The 18145-nt window shown below is 61.5% G+C and carries 17 protein-coding genes; 8 read left to right on the top strand and 9 right to left on the bottom strand.

Features of this window, described 5'->3' with window-relative positions:
• Positions 1 to 215 precede the first annotated feature (215 nt).
• From ureE to RGM2987_RS18080, 5 genes are all read left to right on the top strand, one after another.
• Complete coding sequence (ureE, locus tag RGM2987_RS18100; RefSeq protein WP_245143857.1) at positions 216 to 716, top strand: urease accessory protein UreE; 501 nt, start codon at positions 216 to 218, stop codon at positions 714 to 716.
• Entirely contained in the window at positions 713 to 1387 is a 675-nt protein-coding gene (locus tag RGM2987_RS18095; RefSeq protein WP_245143855.1) for an urease accessory UreF family protein, read from the top strand. The genes ureE and RGM2987_RS18095 overlap by 4 nt, the downstream gene beginning before the upstream one ends.
• 10 nt (positions 1388 to 1397) lie before the next feature.
• Positions 1398 to 2012, top strand: coding sequence for an urease accessory protein UreG (ureG, locus tag RGM2987_RS18090; RefSeq protein WP_245143853.1), 615 nt, complete (start codon positions 1398 to 1400; stop codon positions 2010 to 2012).
• A 31-nt stretch (positions 2013 to 2043) separates the two neighbouring features.
• Positions 2044 to 2616: a HupE/UreJ family protein gene (locus tag RGM2987_RS18085; RefSeq protein WP_245143850.1), complete on the top strand. Its 573-nt coding sequence runs from the start codon at positions 2044 to 2046 to the stop codon at positions 2614 to 2616.
• 182 nt (positions 2617 to 2798) lie between these two features.
• Entirely contained in the window at positions 2799 to 3932 is a 1134-nt protein-coding gene (locus RGM2987_RS18080; RefSeq protein ID WP_245143847.1) for an AGE family epimerase/isomerase, read from the top strand.
• A 151-nt stretch (positions 3933 to 4083) separates the two neighbouring features.
• On the opposite strand, the gene RGM2987_RS18075 is transcribed toward RGM2987_RS18080, so the two are convergent.
• The 8 genes from RGM2987_RS18075 to RGM2987_RS18040 form a co-directional block, all read right to left on the bottom strand.
• Positions 4084 to 4848: an SDR family oxidoreductase gene (locus RGM2987_RS18075; protein ID WP_245143845.1), complete on the bottom strand. Its 765-nt coding sequence runs from the start codon at positions 4846 to 4848 to the stop codon at positions 4084 to 4086.
• 853 nt (positions 4849 to 5701) lie between these two features.
• Positions 5702 to 6418: an ABC transporter ATP-binding protein gene (locus RGM2987_RS18070; protein WP_245143843.1), complete on the bottom strand. Its 717-nt coding sequence runs from the start codon at positions 6416 to 6418 to the stop codon at positions 5702 to 5704.
• Complete coding sequence (locus tag RGM2987_RS18065; RefSeq protein WP_245143841.1) at positions 6415 to 7287, bottom strand: ATP-binding cassette domain-containing protein; 873 nt, start codon at positions 7285 to 7287, stop codon at positions 6415 to 6417. Before RGM2987_RS18065 ends, RGM2987_RS18070 begins: the two co-directional genes overlap by 4 nt.
• Entirely contained in the window at positions 7284 to 8564 is a 1281-nt protein-coding gene (gene livM, locus RGM2987_RS18060) for a high-affinity branched-chain amino acid ABC transporter permease LivM (protein ID WP_245143838.1), read from the bottom strand. The genes RGM2987_RS18065 and livM overlap by 4 nt, the downstream gene beginning before the upstream one ends.
• Before the next feature lie 2 nt (positions 8565 to 8566).
• Positions 8567 to 9481 (bottom strand): branched-chain amino acid ABC transporter permease LivH, encoded by a 915-nt coding sequence (locus RGM2987_RS18055; protein WP_245143836.1) that lies wholly within the window; start codon positions 9479 to 9481, stop codon positions 8567 to 8569.
• Between the two features lie 177 nt (positions 9482 to 9658).
• On the bottom strand, positions 9659 to 10795 hold the full coding sequence (locus RGM2987_RS18050; RefSeq protein ID WP_245143834.1) for an ABC transporter substrate-binding protein: 1137 nt from the start codon (positions 10793 to 10795) through the stop codon (positions 9659 to 9661).
• Positions 10796 to 11165: 370 nt separating this feature from the next.
• On the bottom strand, positions 11166 to 12449 hold the full coding sequence (locus RGM2987_RS18045; protein WP_245143832.1) for an FAD-binding oxidoreductase: 1284 nt from the start codon (positions 12447 to 12449) through the stop codon (positions 11166 to 11168).
• A 155-nt stretch (positions 12450 to 12604) separates the two neighbouring features.
• Positions 12605 to 14095, bottom strand: coding sequence for an aldehyde dehydrogenase family protein (locus RGM2987_RS18040; RefSeq protein WP_245143829.1), 1491 nt, complete (start codon positions 14093 to 14095; stop codon positions 12605 to 12607).
• 175 nt (positions 14096 to 14270) lie between these two features.
• Here RGM2987_RS18040 and RGM2987_RS18035 point away from each other — a divergent pair, with 175 nt between their 5' ends.
• The 3 genes from RGM2987_RS18035 to nadE all read left to right on the top strand — a co-directional run bounded on the left by RGM2987_RS18035 (position 14271) and on the right by nadE (position 17481).
• Positions 14271 to 15179, top strand: coding sequence for a LysR family transcriptional regulator (locus RGM2987_RS18035; protein WP_245143827.1), 909 nt, complete (start codon positions 14271 to 14273; stop codon positions 15177 to 15179).
• A gap of 244 nt (positions 15180 to 15423) precedes the next feature.
• The gene (gene pncB, locus RGM2987_RS18030) at positions 15424 to 16650 is read left to right on the top strand and encodes a nicotinate phosphoribosyltransferase (protein ID WP_245143825.1); all 1227 of its coding nucleotides are present in this window, start codon (positions 15424 to 15426) and stop codon (positions 16648 to 16650) included.
• A gap of 3 nt (positions 16651 to 16653) precedes the next feature.
• The gene (gene nadE / locus RGM2987_RS18025; RefSeq protein ID WP_245143823.1) at positions 16654 to 17481 is read left to right on the top strand and encodes an ammonia-dependent NAD(+) synthetase; all 828 of its coding nucleotides are present in this window, start codon (positions 16654 to 16656) and stop codon (positions 17479 to 17481) included.
• A 109-nt stretch (positions 17482 to 17590) separates the two neighbouring features.
• Here the strand turns inward: nadE and azu are convergent, their stop codons facing one another.
• Positions 17591 to 18037 carry an azurin gene (azu, locus tag RGM2987_RS18020; protein WP_245143867.1) on the bottom strand — a complete coding sequence of 149 codons (447 nt, stop codon included), beginning with the start codon at positions 18035 to 18037 and terminating at the stop codon, positions 17591 to 17593.
• Positions 18038 to 18145: the final 108 nt, after the last annotated feature.

The raw sequence follows: 18145 nt of genomic DNA, 5'->3' as shown, positions 1-18145 counted from the left end.
AGTCAATGCAACGGTGACTGGAAAATCGCTTTCGCGAGCAAGCCCGCTCCCACAAAAGCCCAGAGCTGCAAAATGGTGCGCAATCATAAATAGCGCACCAAAAAAGCCCACCCAGAACAGCTCCTGCCCCTGTTCCCCCTCCGTTTCCTACAGCCCAGTCAATTGGCAAGCCCCTTGCTCTAAACACAGCACCGTTCATTGCTGGAAGCACTCCGATGCTGGTGATTCACCGCAGAATCGACGCTCAACCCCGCTGGGATGCCGAACTGCAGCTGACCTTTGATGCCCGTAGTAAAAGCCGCCTGCGCTGTTTCAGTGCCGAGGGTGAAGATGTCGGGTTGTTCCTGGAGCGAGGCCAGTCGCCGCTGTACGACGGCGAATGCCTGCAAGCCGAGGACGGGCGCATCGTGCGGGTCTGTGCGCGCCCCGAACAATTGCTGCACGTCACCTGCGCCAACGCCTTCGAACTGACCCGCGCCGCCTACCACCTGGGCAATCGCCATGTTGCCCTGCAAGTGGGCGATGGCTGGTTGCGCCTGCTGGACGACTACGTGCTCAAGGCAATGCTCGAACAATTGGGCGCCGTCGCCGAAGCCATCGAAGCCCCGTTCCAGCCGGAACACGGCGCGTATGGTGGCGGTCACCACCACTCCCGGCACGGCGACGAAGATTTCAACTATGCGCCGCGCCTGCATCAGTTCGGCGTGCGCACATGAACCCGGCCTGGGCGCTTTTGCGTCTGGCCAGCCCGCAATTGCCGATTGGCGGCTACAGCTATTCCCAAGGCCTGGAAATGGCGGTGGACAACGGTCAGGTCAAAACCTGCGACGACGCCCGGCGCTGGATCAGCGATCAATTGCTGCTGAACCTGGCACGCTTCGAGGCGCCGTTGCTGCTGGCGCATTGCACCGCAGCGGCCGCCGATGACTGGGACGCCCTGGCGCAACACTGCCAGGCACACCGCGCCAGCCGGGAGACTCGCGAGCTGTACCAGGAGAGCCGGCAGATGGGCTATTCGCTGCAACAGCTGCTCAACGGCTTGCCAGAACTGGACGTCGCTGCCCAGCGCTTTCTTGAATTACACAGCGAACCGCACCTGGCCTTGTGCTGGGCCCTGGCCGCCCGCGCCTGGCGCATCGCCCCCCAGGACGCCCTCGCCGCCTGGCTGTGGAGCTGGCTGGAAAACCAACTTGCAGTGCTGATGAAAACCCTGCCGCTGGGCCAGCAGGCCGCCCAGCGCCTGACCAGCGAACTGCTGCCGCTGCTGCAACAGGCCCAGCAGCACGCCTCGAACATCGAGCCCGATCACTACGGCAGCGCCGCGTTTGGCCTGTCCCTGGCGTGCATGGCCCATGAGCGCCAGTACAGCCGTCTGTTCCGTTCCTAGGAGACACATCTTGAATACACAACCTCTGCGCGTCGGCATTGGCGGCCCGGTGGGTTCCGGCAAGACCGCCCTGACCCTGGCCCTATGCCTGGCCCTGCGTGATCGCTACAACCTGGCGGTGGTCACCAACGACATCTACACCCGCGAAGACGCCGATTTCCTGGTGCGCAACGAGGCCCTGGCACCGGAGCGGATCATCGGCGTGGAAACCGGCGGTTGCCCGCACACCGCCATCCGCGAGGACGCCTCGATCAACCTCGAGGCGGTGGACCAGTTGAACCGGCGCTTTCCGGGCCTGGACCTGATCCTGGTGGAGTCGGGGGGCGACAACTTGTCGGCGACTTTCAGCCCGGAGCTGTCGGACCTGACCCTCTACGTGATCGACGTCTCGGCCGGCGACAAGCTGCCGCGCAAGGGCGGGCCGGGTATCTGCAAGTCCGACCTGCTGGTGATCAACAAGATCGACCTGGCGCCGCTGGTGGGCGCGTCCCTGGAAATGATGGACGGCGATACCCGACGGATGCGCAACGGCAAGCCGTTCGTGTTCAGCAACCAGAAAACCGGCCAGGGCCTGGACGAGATCATTGCCTTCATCGAACGCCAGGGCCTGCTGACCGCGGCCTGATTTTTCGACTTTTCAACAAGGAAGCCACTTCATGACATTCAAACGCATCCTCGGCGCCCTCGCGCTGCTGCTGACCCCGGCCATGGCCTTCGCCCACCCGGGCCATGGCGACAATGGCCTGATGGCCGGCCTCGGACACCCCATCAGTGGCCTGGATCACTTGCTGGCGATGCTGGCGGTCGGCTTGTGGGCCGCGCAGCAACAAGGCGCGGCGCGCTGGGCGCTGCCATGCACCTTCGTTGGCACGATGTTGATCGGCGGCTTGCTGGGTTTTGAAGGCCTGGAGCTGCCGGCTATGGAAAGTGGAATCGCCGCTTCGGTACTGGCCCTGGGCCTGGCGGTGGCACTGGCGGTGCGTCCGCCGTTGAGCCTGGCGGTCGGCGCCACTGCCGTGTTTGCGTTGTTCCACGGTGTGGCCCATGGCCTGGAGTTGCCAGACATGTCGAGCCCCTGGGCCTACGCGACAGGGTTCGTCGCAGCCACGGCGGCGCTGCATGGCGCCGGTTTCGCCCTGGTGCGGGTATTGCCACGAGCGGCTGCGCCGTTGGTTCGATTGGCCGGGGCAGCTTCGGCGGCGGCTGGGGTTTGGTTGCTGGCGGGCTGATTCTTTAGCGCCTTCAAAGGCCCCTTCGCGAGCAAGCCCGCTCCCACAGTTGATCGGCGTACACCGCACCCTGTGGGAGCGGGCTTGCTCGCGAAGGGGGCCTGACAGCCACCTCATCTCCCCGGGCCTGACTCTGCTACCATGTCGCGCAATCGCCCCTCCAGCCGTGACGAACGCCGCCCATGCCTGATGCCTCCCGCCCCGCTCCCTCGCCTGAATTGACCATGCTGTTCGCAGCGGTGCGCCGGCATTTTCATGAGGTGATCGTGCCGATGTGGCAAGGCCCAGGCTGGAACGGTGAACTGGCATTACCCTATGAATCCCTGGATGCCGACCACACGCCCCTGCCGCCACAACGTTACCGCGCCATGGCCTGCGCACGGCAGTTGTATGTGTTCGCCAGCCTGATTGGCGAGGTGCCGCAAGCCGAAGAACGGGCCGCAGCGCTCTTTCGTTCACTGCAGCGGCACTTCCACGATGCCGAACATGGCGGCTGGTTCTACAGCATCGACCCGCAAGGCGTGCCACTGGACACCAGCAAAGACCTCTACACCCATGCCTTTATCCTGTTCGCCTGCGCCCATTACTGGGACAAGGTCCGCGAACCGCTGGTGGAGTCGGTGCTCAACGCCGCACTGGAAGTCATCGCCCGGCGCTTCGCCACGGGTGACGGTCTCTACGAAGCCAGCCTCAAGCGCGATTGGTCGACCGTCGAATCCGGCCCACTGCAAAATCCATTGATGCACCTGGCGGAAGCGTTCCTCGTCGTCCTTTCGGTACGCGAAGACGCCAACGTTCGCCAGGCATTGCTGAGCCTGTGCGACGCGATGTTCAAGTGTTTCACCGACCCAGCCCTGGGCGTGATGATGGAAAAACCGCTCAAGGCTGTGGATAACTGGTTCGAGCCCGGGCACCAGTTCGAGTGGTACTACTTACTCGTATCGTCGCCCTTGTTGCGCGACGGCAAGCTGCGCATGGCCCTTGAGCACAGCTTCGAATACACCGAGCAGCGCGGCGTAGACCGGGAGTCCGGCGCCGTTTGCGCGATGCTGAGCCTGGAGCCGCATGCCGCCCCGCGGGACGCGACCCAGCGCATCTGGGCCCAGGCCGAATACCTGCGCGCACTGACTTTACGTCCGGACGGCCCGCAGGTTTTGCTGGCGCAATTGCGAGCCCTGCAACAGCACTTCCTGCATGCCAAGGGTTGGAACGAATGCCTGGATGCCGATGGCATCGTCAGCCGGCGGGACATGCCGTCCACCACGCCCTACCACCTCATGACCTGCTATCTCGGGCTGGCCGACTGCCTGGCGTAATGCTTTGTGGCGAGGGAGCTTGCTCCCGCTCGGCTGCGAAGCAGTCGCAAATCCTGGGCCTGCTTCGCAGTCCAAGCGGGAGCAAGCTCCCTCGCCACAGCAAGCTCCCTCGCCACAGGTGTCCATCAACAGCCCCAACCCAACTCAGCGGTCAGGCCTTGTTACGCTCAATCGCAAACCCGGCCCAGGTCTGGCTCACCGGCATCAGTTCCAGGCTGTTGATGTTGATGTGCGCCGGGGCGTTGAGTACCCAGAAAATGGTATCGGCGATGTCCTGCGGCTGGATCGGCTCGGCGCCGGCGTAGGTCGCGTTGTAGCGTTCCTGATCGCCGCCAAAGCGCACCAGGGAGAACTCACTCTCGCACAGGCCCGGCTCGATGTTGCTGACCCGCACGCCCGTGCCTTGCAGGTCGCAGCGCAGGTTCAGGGAGAACTGTTTGACGAACGCCTTGCTCGCGCCATACACGTGGCTGCCCGGGTACGGGTAGTTACCGGCGATTGAACCCAGGTTGATGATGCCGGCGCCACGGCCATGGGCAATCAGGCGCGGCAACAGCAGGCGAGTGCTGTAGATCAGCCCCTTCACGTTGGTGTCGACCATGGTGTCCCAGTCATCGAGGTCGCACTTGGGCGCCGGGTCAACGCCCAGTGCCAGTCCCGCGTTGTTGATCAATCCGCGCAACTTGGCGAACGACGGTGGCAGATTGGCGATAGCCTCTTCCATGGCCTTGCGGTCACGCACGTCCAGTACCAGCCCATGGACTTCAGTCTGCTTCGACAACTCGGCACACAGCGCATTGAGGCGTTCTTCACGACGACCGGTCAGCACCAGTTTCCAACCGGCCTCGGCGAAACGACGGGCGCAGGCTTCACCAAAACCGGAGGTCGCGCCGGTGATAAACAGGGTATTGGACATCGTGTTCTCCTTGCTTGGGCTTTCGCCGCTGATAGAAATCGGTCCACAGCATGCCCGGCAATCCCCGTCAGGGGCAAGGCTCGCGACGCCTGGCTCGTCCCACATGACTGCTCATAAAACAACCAATTCGCGCCAGGCCTGATTCTGCGTGGCCCGCAGCCGGTTGCCCGCACCTTATCCACAGGCACGTCCACAGTAATCGGGAGCAAAGTGCAACCGCTGCAAGCCGCTGTGTATAAGGGTTGCGAGGTATTTGGAAATTTTTTTCGCTTGACCGTGCAACCGAGGTTGTGCAGATCAGGTTCTCTGCTATAAGCCACAGCGCAACGAAACGATGGCTCCAAGCCAGCAACCACGGCCCTCAGCGCGGTCTTTCCAGAGTTTAATCACAGAGTTATCCACAGGCTTGCCCACCGACTTTCAGGTCCTTTGCGCTGCCCACAAAAGTGTTGACAACCGCTGCTGAAGCTTGACTAAAAACACCTGATCAAAAAATGAACACAGCTCTGCAAGCCTCGTGTTTAAAGGCTTATAGCCAGATACACCCACGTTACCCACAGCCAGTTCCACAGCAAACGGGGACAAGTCAAAACCGTGACAAAACAACTATTTGCGGCGACTTTATGTCGCGGTTTGGCAAGGGTTCAGGATTGTTGTCCACAATTGCCCGGCACACAGAAAATCCCCTTGTGGGAGCGGGCTTGCTCGCGAATGGGGTGCATCAGTCAACATTTATCTGGCAGACACACCGCCTTCGCGAGCAAGCCCGCTCCCACAAAGGGTCAGCAGTGTTTTGGAAGAGATAAAAAAACCCAGCGATCAATCGCCGGGTTTTTTCATTGCCGCATCAACCTCAATGCCCGCCCAGATACGCGTTGCGCACCTCTTCGTTGGCCAGCAGCTCCTTGCCGGTGCCGGTCAGGCGGATTTCGCCGTTGACCATCACATAGGCCCGGTCCGACAGCTTGAGGGCGTGGTTGGCGTTCTGTTCCACCAGGAAGATGGTCATCCCGGTGGACGCCAGTTCCCGCAGGGTGGAGAAGATCTGTTTCACCACGATGGGTGCCAGCCCCAGGCTCGGTTCGTCGAGCAGCAATAACTTCGGCCGGCTCATCAACGCCCGGGCAATGGCAAGCATTTGCTGCTCGCCGCCGGACATGGTCATGGCGCGCTGGTTGCGCCGCTCCTTGAGCCGTGGGAACAGCTCGAACATGCGTTGCATGTCCTCGCTGGCGTACTTGTCACCGATGGGAATGGTGCCCATCAGCAGGTTTTCCTCGACGGTCATGTCGGGGAATACCCGCCGCCCTTCCGGCGACTGCGCAATGCCGTTGGAGGCAATGTAGTGGGACGATTTGTGGGTGATGTCCACGCCCTGGTAGATGATCTGCCCGCCCGCCGCACGCGGCTGGCCGAAGATCGACATCAGCAACGTGGACTTGCCAGCACCGTTGGAGCCGATCAGGCTCACGGTTTCACCTTGCCCAATGTGCATCGAGACTTTTTTCAGGGCCTGGATCGGCCCGTAGAACACATCCAGCTCCTTGAGTTCGAGGATAGGCCCACTCATACCAGCTCCTCTTCATCGGCACCCAGGTAGGCCGCGATCACTTTAGGATCGTTGCGAATCGCCTCGGGACCGCCCTCGGCGATCACGTTGCCGTGGTCCAGCACCACGATGTGGTCGGAAATGCTCATTACCATGCCCATGTCGTGTTCGATCAGCACCACGGTCAGATCGTGCTCGTCACGCAGCAGCCGGATCATCGCGCTCAGCGCTTCGGTTTCCTGAGGGTTGAGGCCTGCGGCCGGCTCGTCCAGGCAGATGATCTGCGGACGGGTGCACATGGCCCGGGCAATTTCCAGGCGTCGTTGCTGGCCGTAGGAAAGCTCGCCGGCCAGGCGGTTGGCGCAATCCACCAGGTCCACCACTTCCAGCCAGTAGAAGGCGTGGTCCAGGGCATCGCTCTCGGCCTTGCGGTAGCCCTTGGTGTTGAGGATGCCGGCCACCAGGCTGCGGTTGACCCACATGTGCTGCGCCACCAGCAGGTTTTCCAGCACCGACATTTCCTTGAACAGGCGAATGTTCTGGAAGGTGCGCGCCAAACCGGCGCGGTTCACCAGGTGGGTGCCGCCAAACATCTTGTAGTACAGCCGGCTGGAGAAGGACTTCGGCGACACGAAGTCGGAGGGACGAAACGCTTCGCCCAACAACTTGATCACGTTGGTCTGCTCGCCACGCACGTTGAGCTCGATCTTGCCACCCGAAGCCTTGTAGAAGCCGGTCAGGCAGTTGAACACCGTGGTCTTGCCCGCACCATTGGGGCCGATCAGGGCGAAGATCGAGTTGCGCTTGACCTTCAGGCTGACGTCGCTGAGGGCCTTGATGCCGCCAAACTGCATCATCAGGTTTTCGACGGAGAGTACGACTTCGCTCATGGCGCTACTCCTTTACGCGGCGTCACACCGGTACGGCTGATGCGGATCAGGCCGCGAGGCCGCCATATCATCATCAACACCATCAGTACGCCGAACAGCAGCACGCGGTATTCGGAGAAGCTGCGCAGCAGTTCCGGCGCCACGGTGAGCACGAATGCCGCGATCACCACGCCAACGGTCGAGCCCATGCCGCCGAGTACCACGATCGCGAGGATCAGCGCCGACTCGAAGAAGGTGAACGACGACGGGTTGACGAATCCCTGGTAACTGGCGAAGAACACCCCGGCCAGGCCAGCGGTGGAAGCGCCGATGGTGAACGCCGAGAGCTTGACCAGCACGTGGTTCAGGCCCATGGAACGGCAGGCGATCTCATCTTCGCGCAGGGCTTCCCAGGCACGCCCGACCGGCATACGGGTCAGGCGATGCTTGATGTACAGCACCAGCAGCACCACGATGAACAGCACGATGTAGATGAACAGGAATTTCAGGTTCGGGTTGTAGTCGATGCCGAAGAACTCATGGAACGGCACCCCGCCATCCTTTGCCCTGCGGCCGAACTCCAGGCCGAAAATGGTTGGCGACGGCACGGGCATACCATTCGGGCCGCCGGTGAACGACAGCCAGTTGTTGAGCACCAGCCGGATGATTTCACCAAACCCCAGGGTCACGATCGCCAGGTAGTCACCGTGCATTCGCAACACCGGGAAGCCGAGTATGCACCCCGCCATGGCGGCGGTGATGGCGGCCAATGGCAGCACCGTCCAGAACCCCAGCCCCAGGTACTGGTAACCCAACGCCAGGCCATAGGCACCGATGGCATAGAACGCCACGTAACCCAGGTCCAGCAACCCCGCTAGGCCGACCACGATGTTCAGGCCCAGGCCCAGCAGCACGTAGATCAGCCCGAGAATGACCACGGTGAGCACGTATTTGTTGGCGAAAAACGGAAACACGATGGCGATCACGATCAGTGCCGGGATGATCCAGCGCAGGCGCGACTTGTAGTCCGGTGGCAGCACATGCACGCCGGAGCCGGTGCTTTCGAAACCCTGGAGCACCTTCAGGCCCTTGGGCGTTTGCAGGAACAGACTCAAGGCAAAGCGCCCGATCATCACGATCGCCACCAGCCAGCCGACACGGGCCGGTTGCAGGTTGAAGCTGTAGCCGTCGAGCACCACGCCGACAATCGGCCCGAACACGATCAGCGAGATCAGGCCGGCCAGGATCGCGTCAATGACGCTCTGTTTGATATCAAGCGGTTTATTGGCAGCAGACATACTTATACCTTCGCCACGAGTGGGCGACCCAACAGGCCTTGGGGACGGAAAATCAGAATCAGCACCAGCAGCGAGAAACTGAACACGTCTTTGTAGTCGGAGTTGATGAGACCGGAGAACAGCGACTCGGAGATCCCGAGGATGATTCCGCCCAGCATCGCCCCAGGCAGGGAGCCGATACCGCCGAGTACCGCCGCGGTGAACGCCTTGATGCCGATGATGAAGCCGGCATAGAAGTCGAACGTGCCGTAGTTCATGGTGATCAGCACACCGGCCAGGGCCGCCATGGCTGCACCGATGACGAACACATAGGAAATCACCCGGTCGGTGTTGATCCCCAGGATGGAGGCCATCTTGCGGTCTTGCTGGGTAGCACGGCACATGCGCCCCAGCTTGGTGTACTTGATGATGTAGGTCAGCAGGGCCATGCCGGCGAATGCGGCGACCAGGATGAAGATCTTGGTGTAGGTGAGCTGGACGAAGCCGGTGCCGATGTCGACGCGCATGGCACCTTCGAGCAGTGTCGGCACACCTTGCTGGCGGGCACCCTGGCTGATCTGTGCATAGTTCTGCAGGATCAGCGAAATGCCGATGGCACTGATCAGCGGTGCCAGGCGGGTGGAGTTGCGCAGCGGTTTGTAGGCGACGCGTTCGATGACCCAACCGTAGACCCCGGTGACCACGACCGTGAACACCAGGGTGCCGAGGATCATCAGCGGAAAGGATTCAATACCGAAGTAAGCCAGCAGAGCCAGACTGATTGCCGCGAGGTACGCGGAGATCATGTAAACCTCGCCGTGGGCGAAGTTGATCATGCCGATGATGCCGTAGACCATTGTGTAGCCGATGGCGATCAGACCATAGACCGACCCGAGGGTCAGGCCGTTGATCAGTTGCTGCAGGAAAATACCATCCATAACGCGATCTCACGCAGTAAGAGACTGCACGCCCCGGTGAGCACGAGAGGACTCAGGGGCGTGCAGCTCGTAGGGAAAAACAGACGGGCCTTCTGGCCAATGCCAGTCGGGAAGGCTGAACACAGTCTCTGTGGCGAGGGCGCGAGCGCCCCCGCCACAGGCGGTCATCCCTTCAAATTACTTCTGTTTTTCCAGCTGATGGTATTTGCCGTCCTTGTCCCACTGGTAAACCACGTAGTCGGAGACCTTCAGGTCGCCCTTGGCGTCCCATTCCTTCTTGCCCATCACGGTCTGGACCGGGTTGGCCTTGAGCCATTTGGCCGCGTCTTCGCCCTTGTTGGACTTGGCACCGTTGAAACCGGCAGCCAGCGCCTGGACCGACGCATAGGCGTACAGGGTGTAGCCTTCAGGCTCGACGCCCTGGGCACGGAAGGCATCTACCACAGCCTTGCTGTCCGGCAGCAGGCGCGGGTCGGCGCCGAAGGTCATGTACACGCCATCGACGTATTGCGCGCCGCCGGCGGTGGTGACCAGTTCGTCGGTGACGATGCCATCATCGGACATGAACTTCACATCCTTGAGGCCTTGTTCACGCAGCTGGCGCACCAGTGGGCCGGCTTCCGGGTGCAGGCCGCCGAAGTAGACCACATCGGCACCGGCGGCACGGATCTTGGTCACCACGGCGCTGAAGTCTTTCTCGCCACGGGTCAGGCCTTCATAAAGCGCAGCCTTCACACCACGTTTTTCCAGTTGAGCCTTGGTGGCATCCGCCAGGCCCTGGCCGTAGGTGTCCTTGTCGTGCAGCACCGCGACCTTCTTGCCCTTGAGCACGTCGACAATGTAGTCGCCCGCCACGATGCCTTGCTGGTCGTCTCGACCGCACATGCGGAACATCGCGCTCAAGCCGCGCTCGGTAACCGCCGGGTTGGTCGAGCCCGGGGTGATGGCGATAATGCCGGCCTCGTCATAGACCTCGGAGGCTGGAATGGTGTTGGACGAGCAGAAGTGCCCAACCACGCCAATCACCTTGTCCTGGTCAACCAGACGGTTGGCCACGGCCACGGCCTGCTTGGGCTCGCAGGCATCGTCGCCGGCGACCAGGATGATTTTTTCCCCGTTGACGCCACCGGCCTTGTTAATGACATCGGCTGCCGCCTGGGCACCCTTCATGTACTGCTCGCCAAATGCCGCGTTGGCCCCTGTCATCGGCCCCGCCACACCAAATTTCACATCAGCTTGAGCAAACGCAGAAACACCCAGCGCAGTTGCCACTGCGAGGGCCAGGAAGCCTTTCTTGTAAAACGTCTGGGACATGAGGTGGTGCTCCAAGGTTTTTTTTAGTTGGCACTGCGACTTCATTTCACTGAGAAGCTCAGAGCAAGGGCCGTGCCATCGGTTTTTTATTCTGAAAAAAGTCGCTGCTTTATTGTTATTTCGACTGTTTCGGACCCTTTCTCACAGGGCGTGCAACCGTCTAAACCGCACGAGGTGCAACCTTTCGCTTATTCGGGTGAAACCCTCCGTGAGCCATCATTGCAACTATCACACGAAACAGCGTGCAACCACGCTGTAACATCCTGCGTCACCGAACTGCACACTGTCGGTGCGCAACTGCTACAGCCCGCACCATAACAGGCTAGCCGCTGTGCTGGAAAACGCCGGTCCCGGTAACATTTTTCCACACTCAAATGACGATCCGCAGGCACTGGCCCGCGTGATACAGCGAAAAACCCGCCTCATACAGGCAACTGCGCAGGCCCACCCCGGCCAGCGGCTGCATCGGCGCGAACGGGATCGGCAGCGCCTTGGCGTCGCCGTGGCAGAGGTAATCGGCGAAGGCCTTTCCAACTACCGTCCCGGTGGTCACCCCGCGGCCGTTGTAGCCAGTCACGGCCACCAGTCCGGGAGCGGGCTCGAACAAACGCATGAGGTGATCGGGAGTGAAGGCAATGCAACCGGTCCACGTGCATTCCCACTCCACCGGCTTGAGGTAGGGGAAATAGTGCTGCTGCACCCGGTCGGCCCAGGCCTTGAGGAACCAGGTCGGCTTGCGGTTGCCATTGCCCAGGCTGCCCAGCAGCAAGCGCCCGTCCTTGTCCCGGCGGATGCTGCTCAGCACCTGGCGGGTGTCCCACGAGCCTTGCCCGCCCGGCAAAATACGTCGGGCAGCCTCGTCGGTCAGCGGGGCCGAGGCAACCTGGTAGTAATAGCCGGGGAAAAAATTGCGCCGCAGTTCGGTCCAGTCGCCCTCGGTGTAAGCGTTGGAGGCAATCACCACCTGCTCGGCGAGCACCGAGCCCTGGGCGGTCTGCACCGACCAGCGCTGGCCCTGGCGCTCCAGGCGCGTCACGGCGGAATGATCGAACAGCTGGCCGCCAAGGTCCTTGGCCGCTTTGGCCAACCCACTGGTATAGGCCATGGGGTTGAGCGTACCGGCGCGTCGATCGAGCAACGCGGCGGCGATTTTTGTCGTGCCGGTGGCCTCGACACAGGCCTGGCCGGTCAGCAGCTCCACCGGGGCCCCGCGGCGCGTCCATTGTTCCTCCCGACTGCGCAGGTCGGCCTCGCCTCGGGCGTTATGCGCCATGTGCAAGGTACCTTCGCGGCGCAGTTGGCAATCGATGTTGTATTTGTCGACGAGGCTGAACACCAGCGCCGGCGCGGCCCCCAACATGCGGTTGAGCTGGCTGCCCACCGCCTCTCCGAACCCGGCCTCGATGTCATCCGGCGGGATCCACAGGCCGGCGTTCACCAACCCAACGTTACGCCCCGACCCACCCTGACCGGCCCGATGCGCCTCCAGCACCGCGACACGCTTGCCTTGCTCCAGCAAATGCACCGCCGCCGACAATCCGGTGAAGCCGGCGCCGATCACGCAGACGTCGACCGTGATTTCGCCAGTGAGCGAGGTGTTTTCAGGCCTTTGCGGCGTCAGTTTTTCCCACAGACATTCTTCGCGTAACGGCATTGCCAGACTCCAACAGAAACCCAACCATTGCACCATTCAAACTGTGGGAGCGGGCTTGCTCGCGAAGGCGGTGGGTCAGTCGACATAAATGTTGAATGACCGTCCGCTTTCGCGAGCAAGCCCGCTCCCACAGGGATCGCCGCTTGGCTCAAGCCTTAATCAAAGGTAATCCCCTGCGCCAACGGCAACTCCAGCGAATAGTTCACGGTATTGGTCTGGCGCCGCATGTAGGCGCGCCAGGCGTCGGAGCCGGATTCGCGACCGCCGCCGGTTTCCTTCTCGCCACCGAACGCGCCGCCGATTTCCGCGCCGCTCGGGCCGATGTTGACGTTGGCGATGCCGCAGTCGCTGCCCACCGCCGACATGAACTGCTCGGCCTCACGCACGTCGGTGGTGAAGATGCAAGACGACAGCCCTTGAGGGACGGAATTGTTCAGCTGCAGGGCTTCGGCAAAGTCCTTGTAGCCGACCACATAGAGGATCGGGGCGAAGGTTTCGTGGCGCACGACGTCGCTCTGTTCCGGCATCTCGACGATGGCCGGCGACACGTAATAGGCATTCGGGAACTGCTCTTCGAGCTGGCGCTTGCCGCCGAACACCCGCCCGCCTTCGCTCAAGGCCTGCTCCAGTGCATCCTGCATGTTCTCGAAGCTGTGCTTGTCGATCAGCGGGCCCACCAGGTTGCCTTCCAGCGGATGGCCGATGCGCACTTTCGAATAGGCGGCCTTGAGGCGGGTGACGATCTCTTCCTTCACCGACTCGTGGGCAATCAACCGGCGCAGGGTGGTACAACGCTGGCCGGCGGTGCCGACTGCGCTGAACAAAATGGCCCGCACGGCCATGTCCAGATCCGCACTCGGCGCCAGGATCATCGCATTGTTACCGCCCAGCTCGAGGATGCTACGGGCGAAACGCGCCGCGACCTTCGGCGCCACTTCACGACCCATGCGGGTGCTGCCGGTGGCGCTGATCAACGCCACGCGCGGATCGTCCACCAGCGCTTCGCCGGCATCGCGACCGCCAATGATCACCTGGCTCAGGTACGGCGGGGCATCGCTGAAATTCTTCAGCACGCGCTCGAACAGCGCCTGACACGCCAGGGCGGTCAGTGGTGTTTTTTCCGACGGTTTCCAGATCACGGAGTTACCGCAGACCAGCGCCAGCGTGGTGTTCCAGGCCCACACCGCCACCGGGAAGTTGAAGGCACTGATCACGCCGACCACGCCCAGCGGATGCCAGGACTCACGCATGTGGTGGCCCGGACGCTCGGAAGCGATGGTCAGGCCGTACAACTGGCGAGACAGGCCGACGGCGAAATCGCAGATGTCGATCATCTCCTGCACTTCACCCAAGCCTTCCTGGGTGATCTTGCCGGCTTCCCACGACACCAGCTCGCCGAGGTCGGCCTTGTATTCGCGCAGCAGATCGCCGAACTGACGCACCAGCTCGCCACGGCGCGGCGCCGGTACCTGGCGCCACAGGTCGAAGGCGTGCTCGGCACGGCTGACCTGCTGCTCGACTTCGGCAGCGCCTTCCCAGTTCACGGCGCCAATGCGACTGCCGTCGATAGGCGAATGCACCGGTTGTGTGCCGTTCTGGTACAGGGCCGGGGAGACGCCCAGACGATCAAGCAATGCAGCAACCATGGAATATTTCCTCAAGCGAAAGACAAAGGATTGGCAGCCGGACGAAAACGACTGATCAGACCTGTAGTTGTAGCCGTCCCGAGACTTGCCAACAAACGACCTTTAAGCGAGATATCATTCCGTTTATTCATGCTGCCCCCAGAATAAGCAGAGCAACACGAAATAAGGCCTCATCATGCTCAATAAACGCTACTTGCCCTCGATCACGGCGCTGCAATGCTTTGAAGCGGTGACCCGCCACCTGAGCTTCACCCGTGCCGCCGAGGAGCTGAACCTGACCCAGAGCGCCGTCAGCAAGCAGGTGGCACAACTGGAGGAGTTGCTCCAGCACTTGCTGTTCCGCCGCGTGCGCCGACGCTTGCAGCTGACACCGGCCGGGGATTTGTACCTGGGCGAAGTACGAAAAATCCTCACGCAGGTGGAAATGTCCACCCATTACCTGCGCTCCTACGGCGGTGACACCGAAGTCCTGCGAGTATCCACGCCGCCGACCTTCGGCGCACGCTGGCTGGTGCCACGACTTAAAGGCTGGCGCCTGCGGCACCCGACGATTCATCTGGACCTGTGCAGCGAACAGGAGGCCGACGACTTGCTGCAAGGGCGCAGTGACCTGGCGTTCTATTTTGGCCAGGGTTCACGGCCCGGCAGCGAATCCCTCAAGCTGTTTGGCGAGGAATTGGTGCCGGTCTGCGCGCCGGGCAGCCTGCCGGACCAGCCGTTCAGCGACCCGACGCAACTGGCGGACCTGGTGCTGCTGCAAAACGCCTCGCGCCCCCAGGCCTGGCACGACTGGTTCGACAGCCAGGGCTACCACACCGAACACAGCTACCACGGGCCGCGCTTCGAAACCTTCTACATGTGCATCCGCGCCGCCCAGGTCGGCTGCGGCGTGGCCCTGTTGCCACGATTCCTGGTGGAAGAAGAACTGGCCGACGGCAAACTGGTCATCCCCTGGCAGCATGCGATGCCCAGCACTAGCGCCTATTACCTGGCCTACCCTGAACATTCGGCGGAAGTGCCCAAGGTGAAGCTGTTTGTGGAGTGGATGCTGGAGCAGATAGCTAACCCTGATGCACCGCAGTAGGAGCTACCGACACAAAAGCCCGTGGCGAGGGAGCTTGCTCCCGCTGGGACGGTCCGACGCCTCGGGCGAAGCGCCCCTCTTTTGGGACTGCTGCGCAGTCCAGCGGGAGCAAGCTCCCTCGCCACAATGGCCTTGCGTACAAAAAACACTGGCAATACCGACCACCGATGTGCGCCACTACCCCTTTCATCGAAACCGCTGCCTGTCGCTGCCCGCCGCAGCGAACTGCCTGGAGATCCCCACCATGAGCGAGAGTGTCTTTGCCGATCGCATCGTGCAGAACCTGCTCGACACCGACTTCTACAAACTGACGATGATGCAGGCGGTGCTGCACAACTACCCCAACGTCGAAGTCGAATGGGAATTCCGTTGCCGCAACAGCGAAGACCTGCGCCCATACCTGGCGGAGATCCGCTTCCAGATCGAGCGCCTGGCCGAGCTGAGCCTGAGCGCCGATCAATTGAGTTTCCTGGAGCGCATCAGCTTCCTCAAGCCGGACTTCCTGCGCTTCCTGGGCCTGTTTCGCTTCAACCTGCGCTATGTCCACACCGGCATCGACAACGGCGAGTTGTTTATCCGCCTGCGTGGGCCATGGCTGCATGTGATCCTGTTCGAAGTACCGTTGCTGGCCATTGTCAGCGAAGTGCGCAATCGCTATCGCTACCGTGAGGTCGTCCTGGAGCAGGCGCGGGAGCAGTTGTATCGCAAGTTCGACTGGCTGAGTGCCAACGCCAGCGCCGATGAATTGTCCGAACTGCAAGTCGCCGACTTCGGCACCCGCCGTCGGTTTTCCTACCGCGTCCAGGAAGAAGTGGTGAACGTGCTCAAGCATGACTTCCCGGGGCGCTTTGTCGGCACCAGTAACGTGCACTTGTCTCGCGAACTGGACATGAAGCCCTTGGGCACCATGGCCCACGAATGGATCATGGCCCACCAGCAACTGGGGCCGCGGTTGATCGACAGCCAGATCGCCGCCCTCGATTGCTGGGTGCGTGAATACCGCGGCCTGCTGGGGATCGCGCTGACCGACTGCATCACCATGGACGCCTTCCTGAGCGACTTCGATCTGTTCTTCGCCAAGCTGTTCGACGGCCTGCGCCATGACTCCGGCGACCCGGTGCTCTGGGCCGAAAAGGCCATCGCCCACTACCACAAGCTCGGCATCGACCCGATGAGCAAGACCCTGGTGTTCTCCGACAGTCTGACATTGCCCAAATGCCTGGAGATTTTCCGCGCCTTGCGCGGTCGCATTAATGTCAGCTTCGGTATTGGCACCAACCTGACCTGCGACATCCCGGGTGTAGAGCCCATGAGCATCGTGCTTAAAATGATCAGTTGTGACGGGCAACCCGTGGCCAAGATTTCCGACGAGCCCGGCAAGACCCACTGCAAGGATCCGAATTTCGTCGCCTACATGCGACACGTTTTCCAAGTACCTGCCGCCCTTTCTGACACATCAAGCAAGGAGTAAATCATGCAAGCCGTACAGCGTGAGATTGCTGAACAGCTCAAGGTCCAGCCACCGTTCGCCGATGACGCCGCCCTGAAGGCCGAGATCGCTCGCCGGGTGAGCTTCATCCAGGACTGCCTGGTCAATTCCGGGCTCAAGACCCTCGTCCTGGGCATCAGCGGCGGGGTCGACTCATTGACCGCGGGCCTGCTGGCCCAGCGCGCTGCGCGTGAGTTGCGGGAGAAAACCGGTAACCCGGCCTACAAGTTCATCGCCGTGCGCCTGCCCTACGAAACCCAGTTCGATGAACACGAGGCCCAGGCCTGTGTGGATTTCATCGAGCCGGACGAGCGCCACACCGTGAACATCGGTCCGGCGGTCAAGGCCTTGGCCAAGGAGGTCCTGGCATTCGAAGGCAAGGCGCCGGGCTCGCGGGATTTCGTGTTGGGCAATACCAAGGCGCGGATGCGCATGGTGGCGCAGTACACCATCGCCGGCGCCGAGCAAGGCCTGGTGATCGGCACCGACCATGCGGCCGAAGCCGTGATGGGGTTCTTCACCAAGTTCGGGGACGGTGCCTGTGACCTGGCGCCCCTGAGCGGCCTGGTGAAAAACCAGGTGCGGGCGATTGCGCGGGACTTCGGCGCTCCGGAATCGCTGGTGGAAAAAGTCCCCACCGCCGACCTCGAAGACCTGTCCCCCGGCAAGCCCGACGAAGCGGCCCACGGTGTGACCTACGGCGAAATTGATGCCTTCCTGCACGGCCAGACCATCCGTGAAGACGCGGCCCGGATCATTTGCGAGACCTATCGCAAGACCGAGCACAAGCGGGTACTGCCGTACGCGCCGTAACGGTCAAATGCCTGTCCTGTGGGAGCGAGCTTGCTCGCGAAGGCGGTCGGACATTCACATTGATGTCGCAGACACACCCCTTTCGCGAGCAAGCCCGCCTCCACAGAAATCATTTCAGGGTAACAGTGCCTTTCATCATCGAGATGTGGCCTGGGAACGAGCAGAAGAAGCCGTATTTTTCAGCGGCATCGAGCTTCGACACGTCGAAGGTGACCGAGTCTTTCTCGCCTGCACCGATGATTTTGGTATGGGCGATGATGCGCGCATCACCTTCCTTCAAGTAGTTCTTGTCGATCCCGGCAGCCAGGCCGTCTGTAGCGATCGGCTGCATGTCGGCCTCTTTGCTCAGCACCCAGTTATGACCCATGACGTTCTTCGGCAGATTGCCGGAGTGGGTCAGCTCAACGGTGAAGGTCTTGCAGCTCTTGTCGATTTCGATGGCCTTGGTGTTGAAGGACATCTGGTCGGTCGAGTCGATGGTGGTCTTGCACTCCGCTGCCATCAGTTGGCTGCTGGCCAGGGTCAACAGGGATACTGCTACAAGTTTGGCAAACATCATGAATCTCCAAGGCATGGTTAAAAATTCCTTCAAAGGGGAAGACTGCCCTAATTTCGGACAAGTTCCTATGACCTGAATCAAAAATTGTATACAACTTAAGGCTAT

Source organism: Pseudomonas sp. RGM2987, assembly GCF_022952855.1.
Classification (GTDB): Bacteria; Pseudomonadota; Gammaproteobacteria; order Pseudomonadales; family Pseudomonadaceae; genus Aquipseudomonas.
This window is presented reverse-complemented; position numbering and strand designations above follow the sequence as displayed.

Excerpts from the sequence above, each read along its gene's own strand:
- RGM2987_RS18055 (WP_245143836.1), bottom strand. The coding sequence starts at position 9,481 with ATGGATGGTATTTTCCTGCAGCAACTGATCAACGGCCTGACCCTCGGG.
- RGM2987_RS18040 (WP_245143829.1), bottom strand. The coding sequence starts at position 14,095 with ATGGTTGCTGCATTGCTTGATCGTCTGGGCGTCTCCCCGGCCCTGTAC.
- RGM2987_RS18045 (WP_245143832.1), bottom strand. The coding sequence starts at position 12,449 with ATGCCGTTACGCGAAGAATGTCTGTGGGAAAAACTGACGCCGCAAAGG.
- RGM2987_RS18050 (WP_245143834.1), bottom strand. The coding sequence starts at position 10,795 with ATGTCCCAGACGTTTTACAAGAAAGGCTTCCTGGCCCTCGCAGTGGCA.
- nadE (WP_245143823.1), top strand. The coding sequence starts at position 16,654 with ATGCAAGCCGTACAGCGTGAGATTGCTGAACAGCTCAAGGTCCAGCCA.
- ureE (WP_245143857.1), top strand. The coding sequence starts at position 216 with ATGCTGGTGATTCACCGCAGAATCGACGCTCAACCCCGCTGGGATGCC.
- livM (WP_245143838.1), bottom strand. The coding sequence starts at position 8,564 with ATGTCTGCTGCCAATAAACCGCTTGATATCAAACAGAGCGTCATTGAC.
- RGM2987_RS18095 (WP_245143855.1), top strand. The coding sequence starts at position 713 with ATGAACCCGGCCTGGGCGCTTTTGCGTCTGGCCAGCCCGCAATTGCCG.
- RGM2987_RS18065 (WP_245143841.1), bottom strand. The coding sequence starts at position 7,287 with ATGAGCGAAGTCGTACTCTCCGTCGAAAACCTGATGATGCAGTTTGGC.
- RGM2987_RS18070 (WP_245143843.1), bottom strand. The coding sequence starts at position 6,418 with ATGAGTGGGCCTATCCTCGAACTCAAGGAGCTGGATGTGTTCTACGGG.
- azu (WP_245143867.1), bottom strand. The coding sequence starts at position 18,037 with ATGTTTGCCAAACTTGTAGCAGTATCCCTGTTGACCCTGGCCAGCAGC.
- RGM2987_RS18085 (WP_245143850.1), top strand. The coding sequence starts at position 2,044 with ATGACATTCAAACGCATCCTCGGCGCCCTCGCGCTGCTGCTGACCCCG.
- pncB (WP_245143825.1), top strand. The coding sequence starts at position 15,424 with ATGAGCGAGAGTGTCTTTGCCGATCGCATCGTGCAGAACCTGCTCGAC.
- RGM2987_RS18075 (WP_245143845.1), bottom strand. The coding sequence starts at position 4,848 with ATGTCCAATACCCTGTTTATCACCGGCGCGACCTCCGGTTTTGGTGAA.
- RGM2987_RS18035 (WP_245143827.1), top strand. The coding sequence starts at position 14,271 with ATGCTCAATAAACGCTACTTGCCCTCGATCACGGCGCTGCAATGCTTT.
- RGM2987_RS18080 (WP_245143847.1), top strand. The coding sequence starts at position 2,799 with ATGCCTGATGCCTCCCGCCCCGCTCCCTCGCCTGAATTGACCATGCTG.